At 70.7% G+C, this 16,489-nt stretch carries 10 protein-coding genes; 6 read left to right on the plus strand and 4 right to left on the minus strand.

Annotation, left to right across the window (positions count from 1 at the left end; genetic code table 11):
* Positions 1-12: 12 nt before the first annotated feature.
* The 4 genes from DFR41_RS06045 to DFR41_RS06060 form a co-directional block, all read right to left on the minus strand.
* Positions 13-999 (minus strand): HlyD family secretion protein, encoded by a 987-nt coding sequence (locus tag DFR41_RS06045; protein ID WP_114802031.1) that lies wholly within the window; start codon positions 997-999, stop codon positions 13-15.
* Positions 1,000-1,001: 2 nt separating this feature from the next.
* Positions 1,002-2,426, minus strand: coding sequence for a TolC family protein (locus DFR41_RS06050; protein ID WP_244917659.1), 1,425 nt, complete (start codon positions 2,424-2,426; stop codon positions 1,002-1,004).
* Positions 2,427-2,436: 10 nt separating this feature from the next.
* Entirely contained in the window at positions 2,437-3,141 is a 705-nt protein-coding gene (locus tag DFR41_RS06055) for a MerR family transcriptional regulator (RefSeq protein WP_114802033.1), read from the minus strand.
* 120 nt (positions 3,142-3,261) lie between these two features.
* Positions 3,262-3,957, minus strand: coding sequence for a Crp/Fnr family transcriptional regulator (locus tag DFR41_RS06060; RefSeq protein WP_114802034.1), 696 nt, complete (start codon positions 3,955-3,957; stop codon positions 3,262-3,264).
* A gap of 96 nt (positions 3,958-4,053) precedes the next feature.
* Here DFR41_RS06060 and DFR41_RS06065 point away from each other — a divergent pair, with 96 nt between their 5' ends.
* The 6 genes from DFR41_RS06065 to DFR41_RS06090 all read left to right on the plus strand — a co-directional run bounded on the left by DFR41_RS06065 (position 4,054) and on the right by DFR41_RS06090 (position 16,449).
* Positions 4,054-4,569, plus strand: coding sequence for an Mpo1 family 2-hydroxy fatty acid dioxygenase (locus tag DFR41_RS06065; RefSeq protein WP_017759549.1), 516 nt, complete (start codon positions 4,054-4,056; stop codon positions 4,567-4,569).
* A gap of 465 nt (positions 4,570-5,034) precedes the next feature.
* Positions 5,035-6,297, plus strand: a complete 1,263-nt coding sequence (locus DFR41_RS27320) for a DUF6402 family protein (protein WP_147284321.1) — start codon at positions 5,035-5,037, stop codon at positions 6,295-6,297.
* Positions 6,294-6,782 (plus strand): hypothetical protein, encoded by a 489-nt coding sequence (locus DFR41_RS06075; RefSeq protein WP_147284322.1) that lies wholly within the window; start codon positions 6,294-6,296, stop codon positions 6,780-6,782. Before DFR41_RS27320 ends, DFR41_RS06075 begins: the two co-directional genes overlap by 4 nt.
* 240 nt (positions 6,783-7,022) lie before the next feature.
* A complete protein-coding gene (locus DFR41_RS06080; RefSeq protein WP_211322552.1) occupies positions 7,023-9,158 on the plus strand; it encodes a CHAT domain-containing protein in 2,136 nt (711 codons plus the stop codon).
* A gap of 8 nt (positions 9,159-9,166) precedes the next feature.
* On the plus strand, positions 9,167-10,822 hold the full coding sequence (locus DFR41_RS06085; protein WP_244917660.1) for a ShlB/FhaC/HecB family hemolysin secretion/activation protein: 1,656 nt from the start codon (positions 9,167-9,169) through the stop codon (positions 10,820-10,822).
* Between the two features lie 41 nt (positions 10,823-10,863).
* A complete protein-coding gene (locus tag DFR41_RS06090) occupies positions 10,864-16,449 on the plus strand; it encodes a beta strand repeat-containing protein (RefSeq protein WP_114802036.1) in 5,586 nt (1,861 codons plus the stop codon).
* Positions 16,450-16,489: the final 40 nt, after the last annotated feature.

Consider the following 16,489-nt stretch of genomic DNA (forward strand, 5'->3'; position numbering starts at 1 on the left):
GTCCACCCAGCCTCAGTCGACCAGCACGCTCATGCCCGGCCGCGCGCCCGCGATGGGCTGCAGCGGCCTGGCCCGGACCTCGAAGGTGCGCACGTCGAAGCCCGCGCCCGCCCGCGTGGCGCGCCAGGTCGCGAAGTCGGGCAGCGGCGCGCTGTACGTCACCTTGAAGCGGGCCGTGGCCGCCTGCGGGCCCAGCGCGGGCAGGCGCGCGTCGAACTCCTGGCCGACGGCGAAGCGCGACAGCCGGTCCTCGCGCACGTTCAGCACGACCCACTGGTCGGCCAGGTCGACCACGGTGACGGCGGCCACGCCCTGCGGCACCAGCTCGCCGGCGCGGGCCAGCACCTTGGCCACCTCGCCGGCGACCGGACTGCGCAGCTCGGTCTCGGCCTTGGCGGCCTGGGCCTCGGCCACCACGCCGGCCACCTGCCGGGCCTGGGCCTCGGCGGCGGCCTTGTCCTCGCCGCGGGCGCCCTGGCGGGCCAGGTCGTACTGCGCGCGGGCGGCGATGGCGGCATCGCGCGAGGCCTTCCAGTTGGCCTCGGCCTCGTCGCGCTTCTGCGCGGCCACCAGGCCGTCGCGCGCCAGGCCGTCCACGCGGTCGAAGGACTTGCGGGCCAGCTCGGCGGCGGTCTCGGCGCGCTGCCACTGCATGCGGGCCATCTCGATTTCCTGCGGGCGGGCACCGTTCTCGGCCTTCTTCGCCACCGCCTGCGCGGCCTGCTGCGCGGCTGTCGCCTGGGCCAGCTTGGCGTCCACCTCGGGCGAGGCCATGCGCAGGATCGGCGCCCCCGCCGCGATGCGGTCGCCCTCGCGCACCATGACCTCGGCGATGCGGCCGGGGATCTTGGCGGCGATGTCGGTTTCCTTCGCCTCCATCTGGCCCTGGAACACCTCGGGCGCCGGCCGGCTGGCGCGCCAGAAGCCCCAGCCGATCAGGCCGAGGACGACGAGGCCGGCCACGATGGCCAGGGGCAGGGTCTTGCGACGTTGGGTCATGGTCATTCGATCTTGATATCGGCGCGGGCGATGTAGTCCGTGAAGCGCTCCGAGATGCCAGCGCTCTGCAGCAGGCGGGCCAGGGCCTGCACGTACTCGTTGGCGGCCTGGGCGCGTTCGGTCTGCACCTTGGCCAGGTTGGTCTCGGCGTCGATCAGGTCCTGCGTCGTGCTGGTGCCTTCGCGCAGGCCGGCGCTGCGCAGGCGCACCACCTCCTGCGCCAGGTCGACGCCGGCCTGCATCGATGCGAACTGGCGCCGCGCGTTCTCCAGCGCCCGCCAGTTGCGCTCCACCAGCAGCGAGATGTCGCTGCGCGCCTGCGCATCGGTGCGCTCGGCCTGCTCCACCTGCTTGAGGCTGGCGGCGGCCAGCTGGTCGCGGTCGATGCTGTCGTAGAGGGTCCAGTACACGCCCACGCCGGCCACCCAGCCGGCCTCTTCGCGGCGCTTGAGGTCGTGCGTGCCGAAGGCCAGCACCTGCGGGCGGCGCAATGCTTCCTCGCCGGCATGCAGTTCCTCGGCCTGCAGCTTCTTCGCCGCCACCTTGGCCAGGCCCGGATGGTGCAGTTGCGCCGCATCGAGGAAGTAGCCGAGCGGCTCGACCGGCTGGCTGAGGACGAAGAGCGGCGTGCGCGGCAGCACCGGCTGGTCGGCCCGCACGGTGCGCGCCAGCGCGACGGCGGCCAGCTCGGCATCGTCCCGGGCCTTGGCGGCGTTGCGGCGCGCCTCTTCATAGGCGCTGCGGGCCTGCAGGCGCTCCACGCGCGAGATGACGCCGGCCGCCAGCATCTTCTGCGCCGCCTCGTCGTGGCCGGCGATGCTGCGCTCGGCCTGGGCGCGCAGGTCGGCGGCGCGCTGCGCGAGCTGGGCGCCGAAGTAGCGCTCCACCAGCGTCTGGTCCACTTCGCCACCGGTCTGGTCGGCATCGGCGCGGGCTTCGCGCGTCTGCGCGCCGGCAAAGCCCCGCACCGCGTCGGTGGCACCGCCGGTGTAGAGCGGCCAGATGGCCGACACCGAGGACGTGAAGCCATGGCCGTCGCGCTGCAGCGTGTAGCTGTCGGGCAGCCGCACCGGCAGCCGGGCCAGACTGCTCTGCAGGCTGGCGGGCAGCAGCTGGCCGATCTGCGTGAGGCCCGAATCGAAGGAGGACAGATCGACGTTCAGCCGCGCGTCGTAGGCATAGCCCACGCCGGTCACGCTGACCACCGGCCCGCCCAGGTTGCGCAGCGCATCGGCGCGCAGCGACTTGGACTCGACACCGGCGCGCGCAGCGGCCAGCTTGTCCGAGCGCTCCAGCATGCGCTGGCGGGCGGCCTCGAAGCTCAGCGCCAGGCCGTCGGGCGCGGTCTGCGCATGCGCCGCCGAAGCGGCCAGGCCCGCGGCCAGCGCGAAGGCCGCAAGCGGGAAAGGGCGTCGCAGGTGGGTCATGGCGTGAGGGTCATTTCTGGCGGGCGACGAAAGCATCCAGCTCCTGCTGGAGGATGAGCGGAAAGGCCGCCTGCACGGCCCCCGTGGCCAGCGGCCCGGCCTGCTGCAGCAGCGCGGATGCGCGCTCGGGCTGCGCCAGCACCGCATCGACCAGCGTGCGCAGCCAGCGCCGCGCCACGCTGCGCAGGGTGCGCACCAGCGCCTCCTGCATGTCGATGGCCTGCTCGGGCGAGAGGCCCAGGGCCGCCAGCTGTTCGGCGATGCGGGCCAGGGCGGGGCTCAGGTGCTGCAGGCTGCCGTCGGGCAGGCGGCGCGCCAAGCCGGCGCGCAGCGCGCGGTCGAGCAGGGCGGGCGTCAGGCGGCCCTGCCATTTGGCGTTGAGCTGTTCGGCCGGCACCACCAGCGGCGCCTCGGCCGCGAAGAGGTTGTCCGAGATGGACTGCGCCACCGCCGCCAGGCTGCGCCAGGAGCTGGCCGGCGCCTGCTCGAACACGCGGCGGATGGCCTCGATGCCGAAGCCCTGTTCGCGCAGCGCGCGGATCAGTTCGAGCCGCTGCGCATGCTCCTCGCCGTACAGCCCCAGCCGCCCGCGCAGCTTCGGCGGCGGCAGCAGGCCGGCCGTGGTGTAGGCGCGGATGTTGCGCACCGTCACGCCCGAACCCGAAGCCAGGGCTTCGATGGTCAGTGCATCGGTGGCGGTCGGGTCGGTGGGCATGGGGTGGGCGTGATGTGTCGTTTTCTATGTTACATGCCTCATGTCAAATAACAAGGCCGGATCGACGTCGGTCCGCAACACCCGCCAGCGCCTGGTGTACGTGCAGCCCCGGCGTGCAGATCAGCCGACGCGGCCGGCCAGCACGCGCAGCCGCGCCGCATCCAGGATCTCCACCGTGCCGCGCCCCGGCCGCACGATGCCCTGGTGCGCCAGGCCCTGCAGCACCTGGTTCACTGTCTGGCGCGAGAGGGCCAGCATGGACGCCAGCTGCTCCTGCGACAGCCGGACCACGCGGCGCGTCTGATGGGTCCACTCGCCGTAACCCTGCGACATCGCCAGCAGGCGCGCGGCGATGCGGTTCTCCGCCGGCAGCAGCGCCATGTCCTCCAGCGCCTGGAAGGCCGCGCGCAGCTTGCTGGTGGCCAGCAGGCCGATGGATTGCCACAGCGCGGGTTGCGCCTGTAGCACGGCCAGCAGCGCCGCCTGCGGCACATGCAGCGTGACGGCCGCACCCTGCGCGTGGGCGTCGTGCGTGCGCGGCAGGCCGTCGAGCAGGCCGATCTCGCCGATCCACTGCGAGGGCTCGGCGATGGCCAGCAGGGCTTCCCGGCCATCGGCCGCCAGGCCGGTGATGCGCACCGCGCCCTCGGCGACGCCATAGAGGCCGTCGGGCGGGTCGCCGCGCCGGAACAGGCAGGCGCCGTCCGCATGGCGGCGCGCCACGGCCAGGCCCAGCAGCGCCTGCTGCAGGGGCGCGGGCGCGGCCTTGAACCAGCTGCCGCCGGCGGCGATGCGGGGCCAGTTGTCGTCGTTCATGGGGCGGAAGGGCGTCGGGCGCCTTGTGTCCGGCAGCCGACAGTGGCGCGCGGGGGGCCCGCCCTAGCATCGCCGCATTGCGCCAAGGAGACAACGATGAAGACACTGACCGAGCAACTGGCCACCTACGCGGGCTACCACCGGGACCCGCGCAACATCGCCACGCATTTCGTCGGCATTCCCATGATCGTCCTGGCGGTCGTCGTGCTGCTGTCGCGGCCTGGCTTCATGCTGGCCGGGCTGTCGCTCACGCCCGCGGTCATCGCCAGTCTGCTGGCGATGGCCTACTACCTGCGGCTGGACCTGCGCTTCGGCGCCGTCATGGCGGCACTGCTGGTGCTGGCGCTGTGGTTCGGCGGCTGGGCCGCGGCGCTGCCCACGGCCCAATGGCTGACCGTGGGCGTCGGCGGCTTCGGGGTCGGCTGGGCCTTCCAGTTCGTCGGCCACTGGTATGAGGGCCGCAAGCCGGCCTTCGTCGACGACCTGATGGGCCTGCTGATCGGCCCGCTCTTCGTGGTGGCCGAGGCCGCCTTCATGCTCGGCCTGTGCCAGCCGCTGCGCCAGGCGGTGGAGCAGCGCGCCGGCCCGGTGCGCCACCGCGTGACCGCCTGAGTAGCCCGGCCCGGCCGGGTGCGGGAGACTGTTAGCGGAGCCGAATGGCGTAGGTGAGCGCATCTTGGACAGCCCCGCCGGGTCGGCTGATGTAAGTGGGTCCCGCGCGGTCCAGTTGCCACATTGGGCCGACGACGTCTGGCTGTAGCCGGAATGCCGCGGTGTCGGCCCGAGCGAACTCGTTAGGCCTGATCTTTGAATGAACATGCAGCCATTCCAATGGTGGTTTGAATAGTCCCTCCACATTTGTGTCTGAATTGGAAAATAAGCCGATTTGCCCCTCAGCGGGAAATCCGCGCGCTCCTGTCATGTAGAAGTTGCTTGCTTTCAGCGTGGCCACCGCATAGGTGCTGCTAAGCTCTGCCGCGTCACACATCAAACAGGAACGGCAATGCAAAATGTTTCAACTTGTCAAGGCATCAGCACCTTGGCGGTCGGCGCATCAGTACTCACGAAGGGACAATCGTGAGCCGCAGCGATGAAAAGTTAATTTGCTTCAAACCAAAAAATGCACTTCTGACGCCACCTTATTGGGAGAGGACGACTGGGCATCGCGTCGATATGGATGAAGTTGCGCTGTCATTGGCCAAATCCCCGCCTCTACTGCTTAATCCTTCGCCAGTCGTTGCGGCGCCCTCGCCAGCCATACGGGCAACAAAAAAGACGAGGAATGAGCAGTTTCTGGAGAATATTGCGGCGTTTGCGCAATTTGTACACGACGTGGCCGCTCCTGCGCCGCCAAGAGCGGGCGCGCGTAGTTCTCCGCCGAAAAAACCAAAGCTGGTACCACCATTTGATTTGCAGGATGTGCCTGGTGCTATGGACAACATGGGCATGAGCATAAGTGCTGCGCTGCTCAGAAAGTGGTTCCGCTTGGCGCTGACGTATCCAACTTCAAAAAGCGGGAAGACCTCTGGTATAGATCAGAACGGCAATCCCTATTCCGCCGCCAACATCGACACGACCACCTTGAAGTTGGATTGGATCCTCGGATTTCCAAGAGCAAGAGAGAAATTCGAAAAATTGCAGACGCATGAGTATCTGACGACGCCAGAGAGCATTACACAGATCAAAAGAATAATTAACAAGTTTCCCAGGGGAACGCGAAGCGTCATGCCGCACAGAGAAGTCGGCAATGATCGAAGAAAACTCCACGACATGTTCCAATTCCAGATCATTACGGTGGACACGACATGGACGGAAAAGGCCAAGCAATACCTCGATTCAGACGCACGCGGTGGTGTTCCTGACGATTTGGCTGGCGCACTCGGTGGCTTTGCCTTCTACGCCAGAATCGGTGCCGCGGAAATTGAGCATTTTCACGGCGGCAGGCGTGTGGCGACCATTACGCACGCTTTTTTCTACATGAAGAATCCGTATTCTTTCTTCGACGACGGTAATGACGGTAGTTCCCAATATCTTGGCCATTGGAACAAGAAAGGTGTATTACTGGCGCCAGCCAGTTTCATTGCGTCGAAGATCGGCATGGGCGACCTGGAAGCGCACATCAAAACGCGCAGCAACAGTACGCCCGCAGGCATTGAAGGGTGGGCTGAATTTCCGGTACTGGTCGGGGAAGACGTGAACATCAGAGATGCGGTGTACTACAGTGTGAGAAATAAGGATTTCCGTGCTTGGCAGATCTTGCATAAACAAGGAGGCGACATGCTGTTGTTCTCTGATGAGAAGCCCGTCAGGCTAAGTCCACCTATCGTCGTTGAGCTATGACAAATGGCGGATTTGATTTTTCAGGGGTGTTGACCGGGTTTTGGATTGCCGTATTATTTTTCGGCTTGCTTCTGGTGTTTTTGGTCGCCTGGCTGGCTTCAATCCACGATCACGGTTTGGCGGGATCGTGGCGGCGCCTGAGAATGCTTAACGTCACTGCCATTCTGGCTGGGTTGCTTTTTTTCTCCTATCTCTACTGGCACGAGGAAAAGTTGCGAAGTCTGCGCGAATCGTGCATATGGTCGGTGTCGCCCGACGCCCAATTCCGGGCGCTGTACTGCTGGAATAGTCTGCACGTCTATGACGCGAAGTCCGGTGAGTTGCTCGCCGTCCGCACCTGGGAGGATGTACGGGAATTCGACGCGGCATGGAAAAATGTGGAATGGCAAGACGGCCAAGCTATGATTTCCGGAAATGCGCGCCTCAATATTCGTTTGCCTCCGTCGATTTGGGACCGGCTGTCGGCCAAAATATTCGAAAGGTAATCGTCCATGGGACCAGCGAGCAAATTGGATGGGCCGCTGAGGATTTCTGCCGGTGCCGAAAGCACCCTCGGCGTGCCCCTACGCCGTTCGCCCTAGACCTTCCTGCAAATTGGCCCCGCGGGGGCCCGTTCCTAGACTGCCCCGACGACGTCCGACGGGCAGGTCGCATCCTGCGCCTGCGGGGCCCGCCGCCCGGGCGTGCCCCACGGCCGGACGCCTGGGGGTCGAATGGAACGCAAGATGCACAAGCCGGCCGGGCGCGCCGGCCGCCACCGCGCCGGGTGGGGCGCCTGGGCCGTGGCCGCGGCACTGGCCTGGCCCGCCGCCGGCGCCTGGGCACAGGCCGCCGCGCCCGATGCCGAAGCCGCCGCCCGCCAGCAGGAGCAGGCCCGGCTGGCCGATTCGGACACGCTGCTGGCGCTCACGCAGGAGGGCGCCATCCTGTATTCGCAGGACAAGGTCAAGCTCAGTGCCTACCAGTACTGCAGCCAGGCCGTGTCGCTGGCCGAGGCGGGCGACTTCCGCCAGAGCGTGCGCGCCGCCAGCAAGGCGCTGCACCTGGCCGGCGCCACGCAGGACCCGGCCCTGCTGGCCGCCGCCAAGCGCGACCTGGCCATCGTCTACAGCTATGCCGGCCAGCTGGAGAAGGCCGAGCAGTTCGCGCGCGAAGCGCTGCAGCTGCCCACGCGCGAGCCGCAGCTCATCCGCGGCCCGGCCCTCAAGGTGCTGGGCGATGTGGACGCGCGCCGCGGCGACCTGGCCGGCGCCATCCGCAGCTACGACGAGGCCCTGGCCGCCAGCTCGCCGCGCTATGCGCCGCTGGTGCAGGCCTCGCTGGCCAATGCGCTGATCGACAGCGGCAAGCCCGCCGACCTGGCGCGCGCGCGGCAGCTGGTGGACAGCCTGCCCCCGCAGCGCGACGCCTCGCTGGCCGCGCAGGTGGAGCGCACCCGCGCCAACCTGCTGCTGGCCGAAGGCCTGCCCGCCGAGGCCCTGACCGTCTTCCAGCAACTGACCACGCGCCGCGCCGGCACCGACGCCGGCTACTTCCAGCTCTGGGCCTGGGACGGCGTGGCCCGCAGCGAACTGGCGCTGGGCCGCAAGGCCGAGGCCGCGCAGGCGCTGGACCGCGCCCTGGCCGGCGTGGACAAGGTGCGCGCGCGCTTCCGCAGCGACGAATTCAAGATGGGCGTGTTCTCCGACCTGCAGCAGCTCTTCGAGCGCGCCGTGGGCCTGTATGCCGACATGGGCGAGCCGCGCCGCGCCTTCGAGGTGAGCGAGCACAGCCGCTCGCGCGCCCTGCTCGACGCGGTGCGCGGCCGCGCCCAGCTGGCCACGCAGGCCACGGCCGTGGTCGACCTGGCCAGCCTGCAGGCCACGTTGGCGCCCGACGAGCGCCTGGTGCAGTACCACGCGCTGCCCGACCGGCTGCAGGTGTGGGTGGTGAGCAGCACCGAGGTGCGCAGCCAGAGCCTGCCGATCCGCCGCGACGAGCTGGTGGAGCTGGTCGACACCTTCCGCAACTCGGTGGTGCGCGGGCGCCGCACGGCCATCGGCAATGCCGACAAGATGGGCGCGGCGCTGATCGGCCCGCTGGGCCTGCAGCCCGGCCAGCGCATCGTGGTGGTGCCGCACGGACCGCTGCACTACCTGCCCTTCCAGGCCCTGCGGGTCAACGGCCGCTACCTGATCGAGACCAACCCGGTGTCGGTCTCGCCCTCCATGAGCATCGCGGTGCAGCTGGCGCGCCGCACGCCGCGGGTGGAAGGGCGGCTCACCGCCTTCGGCAACCCGCGCATCGAGGACAAGTACGACCTGCCCGGCTCCGAGGCCGAGGTCCAGCGGCTGGAGCAGCTCTTTCCGCGCCACACCGTCTTCATGGGCGCGCAGGCCACCAAGACGCAGTTCCGCCAGGCGGCCGGCGGCTCGCCGCTGGTGCACGTGGCCGCGCATGCCGAGGCCGACCAGGTCGACCCGCTCTATTCGCGCATCCTGCTGGCCAACGAGAACGGGCGCCAGAACTTCCTGGAGGCGCACGAGATCCTGGAGCTGCCCATGCAAGGCACGGCGCTGGTCACGCTCTCGGCCTGCGAGTCGGGCCTCGGCCGCATCGCCTCCGGCGACGAGGTGCTGGGCTTCACCCGCTCCTTCCTGTCGGCCGGCAGCAGCAGCCTGATCGCCTCGCTGTGGCCGGTGTCGGACGACGCCACCGCGGTGCTCATGAGCACGCTCTACGGCGAACTCGCCAAGGGCCGCGACCTGCAGCAGGCCATGCAGGCCGGGCAGCTGGCGGTGCTGCGCGATCCCAAGATGGCCCATCCCTTCTTCTGGGCCCCCTTCAACCTGATCGGCAACTGGCGCCTGACCGTCCAATGAAGCCCGCCATGACCTCATCCTTCGCGATCCGTGCAACGGCACTGGCCGCTGCATTGACGGCCATGGTGCCCGCGCTGGCGCAGCAGCAGCTGGTGCCCGTGCAGCCGCCGTGCACCAGCTGCGCCGCGCCCGGTGCGCAGGCCCTGCCCGCGGCGCCCGCCGCGCCGGCCGTCTCCTTCCGCCTGAACGACCTGCGCCTCACGGGCGCCGAGGCCCTGTCGGCGGAGGAGCTGCGGGAGATCACCGGCCCCTACATTGGCCGCGACGTCACGCTGGCCGACCTGGAGCAGCTGGCCCAGGCCATCACCGACCGCTACCACGCCCGCGGCTACTTCCTGGCCCAGGCGGTGGTGCCGGTGCAGACGGTGCAGAACGGCGTGGTCGAGATCAGCATCGCCGAAGGCCGCATCGGCAAGGTGGACGTGCAGGTGGCGCCCGAGGCGCCCACCAGCGAGGCGCGGGTGCGCGGCTTCCTGGCCGCGCTGCAGCCCGGGGCGGCCGTGAGCGCGCCGGCCTACGAACGCGCCATGCTGCTGCTGTCCGACCAGCCTGGCATCGCCGTCGGCTCCGGCCTGCAGGAAGGCAGCCAGCCCGGCACCACCGACCTGGCGGTGGAGGTGAACCCGGGACAGCGCTTTTCCTTCAGCGCCGATGCCGACAACCATGGCACCAAGGAGTCGGGCCGCTACCGCGTGGGCGGTTCGCTGCGCTGGAACAGCCCGCTGGGCATCGGCGACAACCTTGACCTGCGGGCCATGGTGTCCAACAACGACGCGCTGCAGCTCGGGCGCATCGCCTACGAACTGCCGCTGGGCACCAGCGGCCTGCGCCTGGGCGCCGGGCTGGCGCGCATCAACTACCAGCTCGACGGCGAATTCGCCGTGCTGGGCGCGCAGGGCAAGGCCGACGTGGCCGACATTTCGCTCTTCTACCCGGTGATCCGGCAGCGGCGGCAGAACCTCTTCGTGCGGCTGTCGGTGGACACCAAGCGGCTGACGGACGAATACACCACGCTGGCCTTCGAGGGGCGCAAGCGGGTGCACGGCCTGGGCCTGGGCTGGACCTGGGAGCTGCGCGACGACTGGCTGGGCGGCGGCTACTGGGCCAGCTCGGGCACGGCCTACCGCGGCAGCCTGTCGATCCGCGAGCCCAGCCTGCTGGCGGCCGACCAGGCCCTGGGCGGGCCGCGCACCGAGGGCAGCTTCTCCAAGCTCACCTTCCAGGTCTCGCGCCTGCAGTCGGTGCTGCCGGAGCATTCGCTCTACCTGGCCCTGGGGGGGCAGTGGGCCAGCAAGAACCTCGACGCCTCCGAGAAGCTGAGCCTGGGCGGCGCGCGTGCCGTGCGGGCCTATCCCTCGGGCGAGGTGCTGGTGGACCAGGGCCTGATCGGCACCGTGGAATGGCGGTGGTCGGCCACGTCGGAGCTGACGCCCTACGTCTTCTACGACGCCGCGCGCGGCCGGCCGCAGAAGACCCCGGGCCTGTTCGACACCACGCCCGCCAGCCGCAGCCTGCGCGGCGCCGGCATCGGCCTGCAGTGGGTGCGCGCCGGCAACTTCTCGATCAATGCCTCGCTGGCCTGGCGCGCCGGCACGCCCGCGGCCGTCACCGACGGTGGCGGTCGCAATCCGCGGCTGTACGTGCAGCTGCAGAAATCCTTCTGACCGGCCGCGGCACCCGGCGCTTTCACTCACGAGGCCTCGCGATGAGCACCCGTCCCCCTTCCTCCTCCGCCGCCGCGGCACGCCACTGGCGCCTGCGGCCCCTGGCGCTGTCGCTCCTGTGCATGGGCGCCGGCTCGGCCATCGCCCAGCTCGCACCGCTGACGCTGCCGGTGATCGCCCCGGGCGCCGGTTCGCTGCGCGGCGTCGCCATCACGGCGCAGAACCCTGGCGCCGGCACCATGACGCTGACGCAGAGCCAGGCCCGCGCCATCGCGCAGTGGACGAGCTTTTCCATCGGCTCGGGCGCGGCCGTCAACATCGTGCAGCCCACGGCGGCCTCGGTGCTGCTCAACCGCGTGACCGGCGGCAATCCGTCGGAGATCGCCGGGCAGCTCAGTGCCAACGGGCGCGTGTTCCTGGTCAACCCCGCGGGCGTGCTGTTCGCGGGGACGGCCCAGGTCAACGTGGGTGGCCTGGTCGCCACCACGCTCGACATTCCCGACGCCAGCTTCATGCCCGCCGGCCGCGAGAACACGCCGCTGGGCCCTGGCGAGGTGCTGGTCTTCGAGCGTGCCGATGACAACGCGGCCACCGTGGTCAACCGTGGGCGGATCGTGGCGACGGCGGGCGGCACCGTGCTGCTGATCGGGGCCGGCGCCACCAACGCGGCCGGCGGCACGATCAGCGCCCCGGGCGGCACAGCCGGCCTGGTGTCGGGTCGCAAGGTGTCGCTGGACTTCGCAGGCGATGGCCTGACCAATGTGGTCATCAACGCCGACGCGCTGGCCACCAATGCCTCGGCCGCCAATGCCGGCGTGCTGCAGGCCGATGGCGGCCGGGCACTGATGCTCGGCGCCTCGACCACCACCGGCCAGCTGGTGGTGAACAACACGGGCGTGGTGCAGGCCCGCAGCCTCGAATCGCGCAATGGCGAGATCGTGCTGGGCGCCGGCCGGCTCAACCGGCTGGAGGTCACCGGCGGGACGGTCGATGCGAGCGGCGTCGACGCCGGTCGCAAGGGCGGCAGCATCACGCTGGCGGGGGGCGAAGTGGTGCTGGCCGACGTTCCTCCGCCTGCGGTGCCTTCCGTCGCCGCGGAGGCCCCGGCCACGCTGGTGGACGCGCGCGGCGTCGCGGGCGGCGGCACCGTCACCCTCTCCGGCACCTACGTGGGCGTGGCGCCCACGGCCACCATCGATGCGAGCGCCACCGGCAATGGCGCCGGGGGGAGCATTGCGATCGGATCGGCCCAGGCGGTGACGCTGCCGGGCGAGGACACGCCCTCCGCCGCGACTCAGCGCAACAGCGTGCAGTTGGGCGGTACCCTCAATGCACGCGGCGCGGGCACTGGCGCGGGCGGCAGCATCACGGCCAGCGCCGACGGCATGGTGGCCAGCCCGGCCAGCGTGGATGCCGGCGGCGGCAGCGAAGGCGGCGCCAACGGCCGGCTGACGCTGGCGGTGGGCGACACGGTGCAGGTGCTGGCCGGCGACGTGGCCTACGACTCGGCGATCACCGGGCTGGAGGGTGGCCAGGTCGGGGCGGCGTCGCTGGGGCGCACGCTCAGCCGCGGCACCGACGTCACGCTGTCGAGCGCGGCCACGGGCGATGGGCGGGGCGTGGTCTTCCAGCAGGGCGACACACCGGACAGCGCGGCGCAGGTCCTCAAGATCGGCGGTCCGACCACCACGCTGCGCATCGATTCGGCCGGCAGCATCGACATGGGGCCAGGGAGCGCCATCACCGCCACCGAAGGTGCGCTGAACGTGGACTTCAATGCCGACTCGACCGGCGCGGCCCTGGCCACGGCGGGCACGATCCGGCCCTTCCCCGACTACGACACCGCCTGGGCCGGCGCGATCCGCCTGGACGGCGCGCGCATCAGCGCCAATGGCGGCAACGTGCGCTTCTTCGGGCAGGGCGACGCGGCCAATGGCCGCGCCGTCGGCGGCGGCGATTCGGATGGCAACACTGCCAGCGACCGCTGGCGCGCGGGCGTCTACATCGGCAACAGCCAGGTGCTGACCAGTGGCAGCGGCCAGGTCAGCCTGGCCGGGCAGGGGCGCAGCTGGGCCACCAGCGGCTCCTACACCGCCAGCGAAGGCGTGCTGGTGACGGCCGGCAGCACGGTGCAGGCCGGCACGGGCGGCCTGACCGCCACGGGCACCAGCGGCGTGGGCGCGAGCGGCGTGCGGGTGGACGGGGCATCCACGCTCAGCTCGGGCGGTGCGGCGGCGCTCACCGGCGTGGCCAGCAGCTGGACCGACGCTCAGCCGGGGGGCAGCATCGGCAACACGGCGGGCGTGCTGCTCAGCGGTGCGGCCGTGCAGGCCCAGGGCAACGTGACGCTGCAGGGCACCGGCGCCAACCTCGACGGCATGCGTGGCGACAACGAATTCACCGGCTTCCTCAGCACGGCCCAGGCCTCGCAGGGCGTGCAGATGGTGTCCGGCCAGGTGACGGCGGGCACGGGTGCGCGCATCGACGTGACCGGTACCGCCGGCAGCGGCGGCTTCTCGGCGGTGCGCGACGGCACCACGGGCGTGGTCTCCATCGTCGAAGGCGCCTCGGCGCGGGCCATCGACATCGGCGGCGCGGTGGGCGGCGGACTGCGGGCCGAAGGCGGCACCGTCAACCTTCAGGGCGGCAGCGGCGCCGTGCGCCTGGGTACCGACGCCACCACGGTCGCGCTGGCCGGGCCGCGGCTGGATGCGCTGGTGGATGTCTCCAGCACCACGGGCACGGGCGGCAGCATCGTGATCGAGGCCAACAACGTGCTGCTGCAGAACCCGCTGGCCGATACCGGGGCGACCTTCATGGACGCGAGCGGCGCGGGGCAGGGCGGCAGCATCGTGGTCAAGGGCACCAATGCCGTGGCCATGGCCAACGACGTGGTGCTGCGGGCCGATGCCAATGCGGCCACCGGCAACGGCGGGCAGATCCAGCTGCTGGGCGGCCGCACGCTGCGCGCCCACGGCCGGCTGTCGGCGCAGGGCGGCGCCTCGGGCGGCAACGGCGGCAGCATCGAGACCTCCGGCGCCGGCTTCGACCTCACCGGCATCCGCGTGAATGCCGGGGCCAATGCCGGCAATGCGGGCACCTGGACGGTCGACCCCTTCGACATCACCATCGTCAACGGCAATGCCAGCGGCAGCCTGCCGGCCAATCCCTACGACGCGGTGGCCACCTCGACCATCCAGGACGGCGACATCAACGACGCGCTGCTGCGCTCCAACGTGACCATCGGGACGGGCACGGGCGGTGCCGCCGACCAGGGCGACATCTTCCTGGACGCGGCGCAGATCGCCTACGCGGGCACCGGCGCGCGCACCTTGACGCTCAACGCCAACCGCAGCGTGCGCTCGAATGCGGACGCGAGCATCGCCTCGTACGGCGCGGGCGGGCCGCTGAACGTGGTGTTCAACGCCGCGGCGACGCCGGGCAGCGCGGCCGTGGGCGGCGGCCAGGTGAGCTGGGACGGCCAGATCTACACCAATGGCGGCAATGTCGTCATGAACGGCGCCTGGACCAACGACTCCAACGGCGCCTCCAGCATCAACCTGGGTGGCACGGCCGTGGTCGACACCCGGGGCGGCAATGCGCTCACGTCGCCGGGCGTCTACACGGGCGGCAGCGACGCGCAGGCGGGTGGCAGCGTACAGCTGACGGGGCGCACCGACACCACCTCGACCGGCAACTTCGTGACCGCGGCCGTCAACCTGGCGGGCTCGCGCATCGTGACGTCCACCGGCAACGTCGACATCCTCGGCACCACCACGCTGGGCACCGGCGTGCAGCTCACCGCCAACACGGCCACCGCGGGCATCCATACCACCAGCGGCAATGTGCGCATCACGGGCGTGGGCAGCTATGCGGCCAACAGCGGCAATGCGCCCGGGCATGGCGTGGCCATCGGCGCCCAGTTCGGCGGCGCGGGCTCGCTGCCGATGGTGGAGACCGGCAGCGGCAGCATCGAGATCACCGGCCTGCGGCTGGCCGGCGGCGCAGCCGCGGGCGGCGACGGCGTGTGGCTGGGCAACCAGGCGCAGATCGGCAGCACCGGCGGCGGCAGCGTCACGGTGACCGGCGAGTCGCGCAACGACGGCGGCGCCGGCATCCGCATCATCGATGCCGGTGGCATCAGCGTGCCCTCGCCTGCGGGGCGCATCCAGTCCACCGGCCAGGTGGTGCTGCGCGCCGGCGCAGCGGGCACGGCCGATGCGCTGGTGCTGGGCAACGGCAGCCAGGTCAGCGCCGGCACGGTGCTCAACCTGCGGCCGGGCGCCGTGACCCTCACCGGCACCCCCGACAGCTACACCGCCACCGGCAGCGAGCGCGGCACCGACGCCATCGCGCTGGGCGGCACCAGTGCCAACGGCTTCGCCGTCTCCGCCGACGAATGGGCGCGGCTGTCCGCACCCACGGTGGTGGTGGGCAGCAACGCCCAGGCCGGCGACATCACCGTGGCCGGCGCGCTCGGCGCCTCGGGCAACCTCACGCTGCAGGCCGACAACGAAGGCAGCATCGCGCTGCAGGCGCCGCTCACCGTGGGCGGCACGCTGGGCCTGCTGGCCACGCGCGACATCACGCAGACGGCGGCAGGCGGCATCACCGCGCCCACGCTGCTGGCGCGATCGACCGTCGGCAACGTGCTGCTCGACCAGGCGGCCAACGACGTGGCGGCCAGCACGCTGGGCGGCAGCGCCGGGGGCAGCTTCCGCTACGTGGACGTGAACACGCTGCGTGTGGGCAGCGTCACCGCCTCCGGCTTCGATGCGGCGGCCAATGCCGCGCAGGCCGTGACCAGCGGCACGCTGAGCGGCAGCGACGTGCTGGTGCGGGCCACCACGGGCGACCTGCTGCTGGACACCTCGGTCGCCAGCACGGCGGGCACCGACCTCGTGGCCGGCAACACCTTCCAGAACGTCGGCGGCGGCATCAGCGGCCCGTGGCGCATCTGGGCGGCCACCTGGGTGGGCGAGACGCGCGGCGGCCTGGCCGGCACCTCGCCCATTCCCAACCTGTACGGCTGCACCTATGCGGGCGCCTGCGTGCCGGCCTTCCCGACCTCGGGCAACCGCTTCATCTACACGGCGCGGCCCACGGCCACCATCACCATCGCCGACGCGAGCCGGCAGCAGGGCCAGGCCAACCCGGCCTTCGGCTACGGCATCGCCGGGCTGATCCTGGGCGACACGGGCGCCGGCATCACGGGCACGGTGGGCACGACGGCCAATGCGGGCAGTCCGGTGGGGGTGTATGCCATCAACGGCAGCTTTGTCTCCGCCGAGGGCTACCTGCTGAACGTGGTGCCGGGCCGGCTGAGCGTGACGCCGGCCCCGGTGCCGCCGCCTCCTCCCTCTCCTTCGCCTGCTCCGGCGCCGTCGGTGTTCAGCCCGCCGAAGGTGGCGCCGGCCGACGTCATCCGCGAGGACGTCAACACCTACACCTTCGACCGCAACATCGGCGGCCCGCCCATCTGCTACGCCACCGGCCCGCTGGGCGGCAGCCGCACGGCGCAGCAGGGCGACGACGTGCTGGCCCGCGAATGGACGCGGGTGCGCTCGCGGCCGCAGCTGACGAGCTGCGTGGACACGGAGCGCAAGAACGGGTGTTCGGACTTCTGAGCGTTGGCGGATCAGGCTTTGCTTGGCGCTTGGCGCTTGG

Source organism: Pseudacidovorax intermedius (genome assembly GCF_003350475.1).
Taxonomy (GTDB): Bacteria; Pseudomonadota; Gammaproteobacteria; order Burkholderiales; family Burkholderiaceae_C; genus Xenophilus; species Xenophilus intermedius.

What these genes read in the sequence shown, in the direction of transcription:
- DFR41_RS06045 (WP_114802031.1), bottom strand. Translation starts at nt 999, where the DNA reads ATGACCCAACGTCGCAAGACCCTGCCCCTGGCCATCGTGGCCGGCCTC.
- DFR41_RS06050 (WP_244917659.1), bottom strand. Translation starts at nt 2,426, where the DNA reads ATGACCCACCTGCGACGCCCTTTCCCGCTTGCGGCCTTCGCGCTGGCC.
- DFR41_RS06055 (WP_114802033.1), bottom strand. Translation starts at nt 3,141, where the DNA reads ATGCCCACCGACCCGACCGCCACCGATGCACTGACCATCGAAGCCCTG.
- DFR41_RS06060 (WP_114802034.1), bottom strand. Translation starts at nt 3,957, where the DNA reads ATGAACGACGACAACTGGCCCCGCATCGCCGCCGGCGGCAGCTGGTTC.
- DFR41_RS06065 (WP_017759549.1), top strand. Translation starts at nt 4,054, where the DNA reads ATGAAGACACTGACCGAGCAACTGGCCACCTACGCGGGCTACCACCGG.
- DFR41_RS06075 (WP_147284322.1), top strand. Translation starts at nt 6,294, where the DNA reads ATGACAAATGGCGGATTTGATTTTTCAGGGGTGTTGACCGGGTTTTGG.
- DFR41_RS06080 (WP_211322552.1), top strand. Translation starts at nt 7,023, where the DNA reads ATGCACAAGCCGGCCGGGCGCGCCGGCCGCCACCGCGCCGGGTGGGGC.
- DFR41_RS06085 (WP_244917660.1), top strand. Translation starts at nt 9,167, where the DNA reads ATGACCTCATCCTTCGCGATCCGTGCAACGGCACTGGCCGCTGCATTG.
- DFR41_RS06090 (WP_114802036.1), top strand. Translation starts at nt 10,864, where the DNA reads ATGAGCACCCGTCCCCCTTCCTCCTCCGCCGCCGCGGCACGCCACTGG.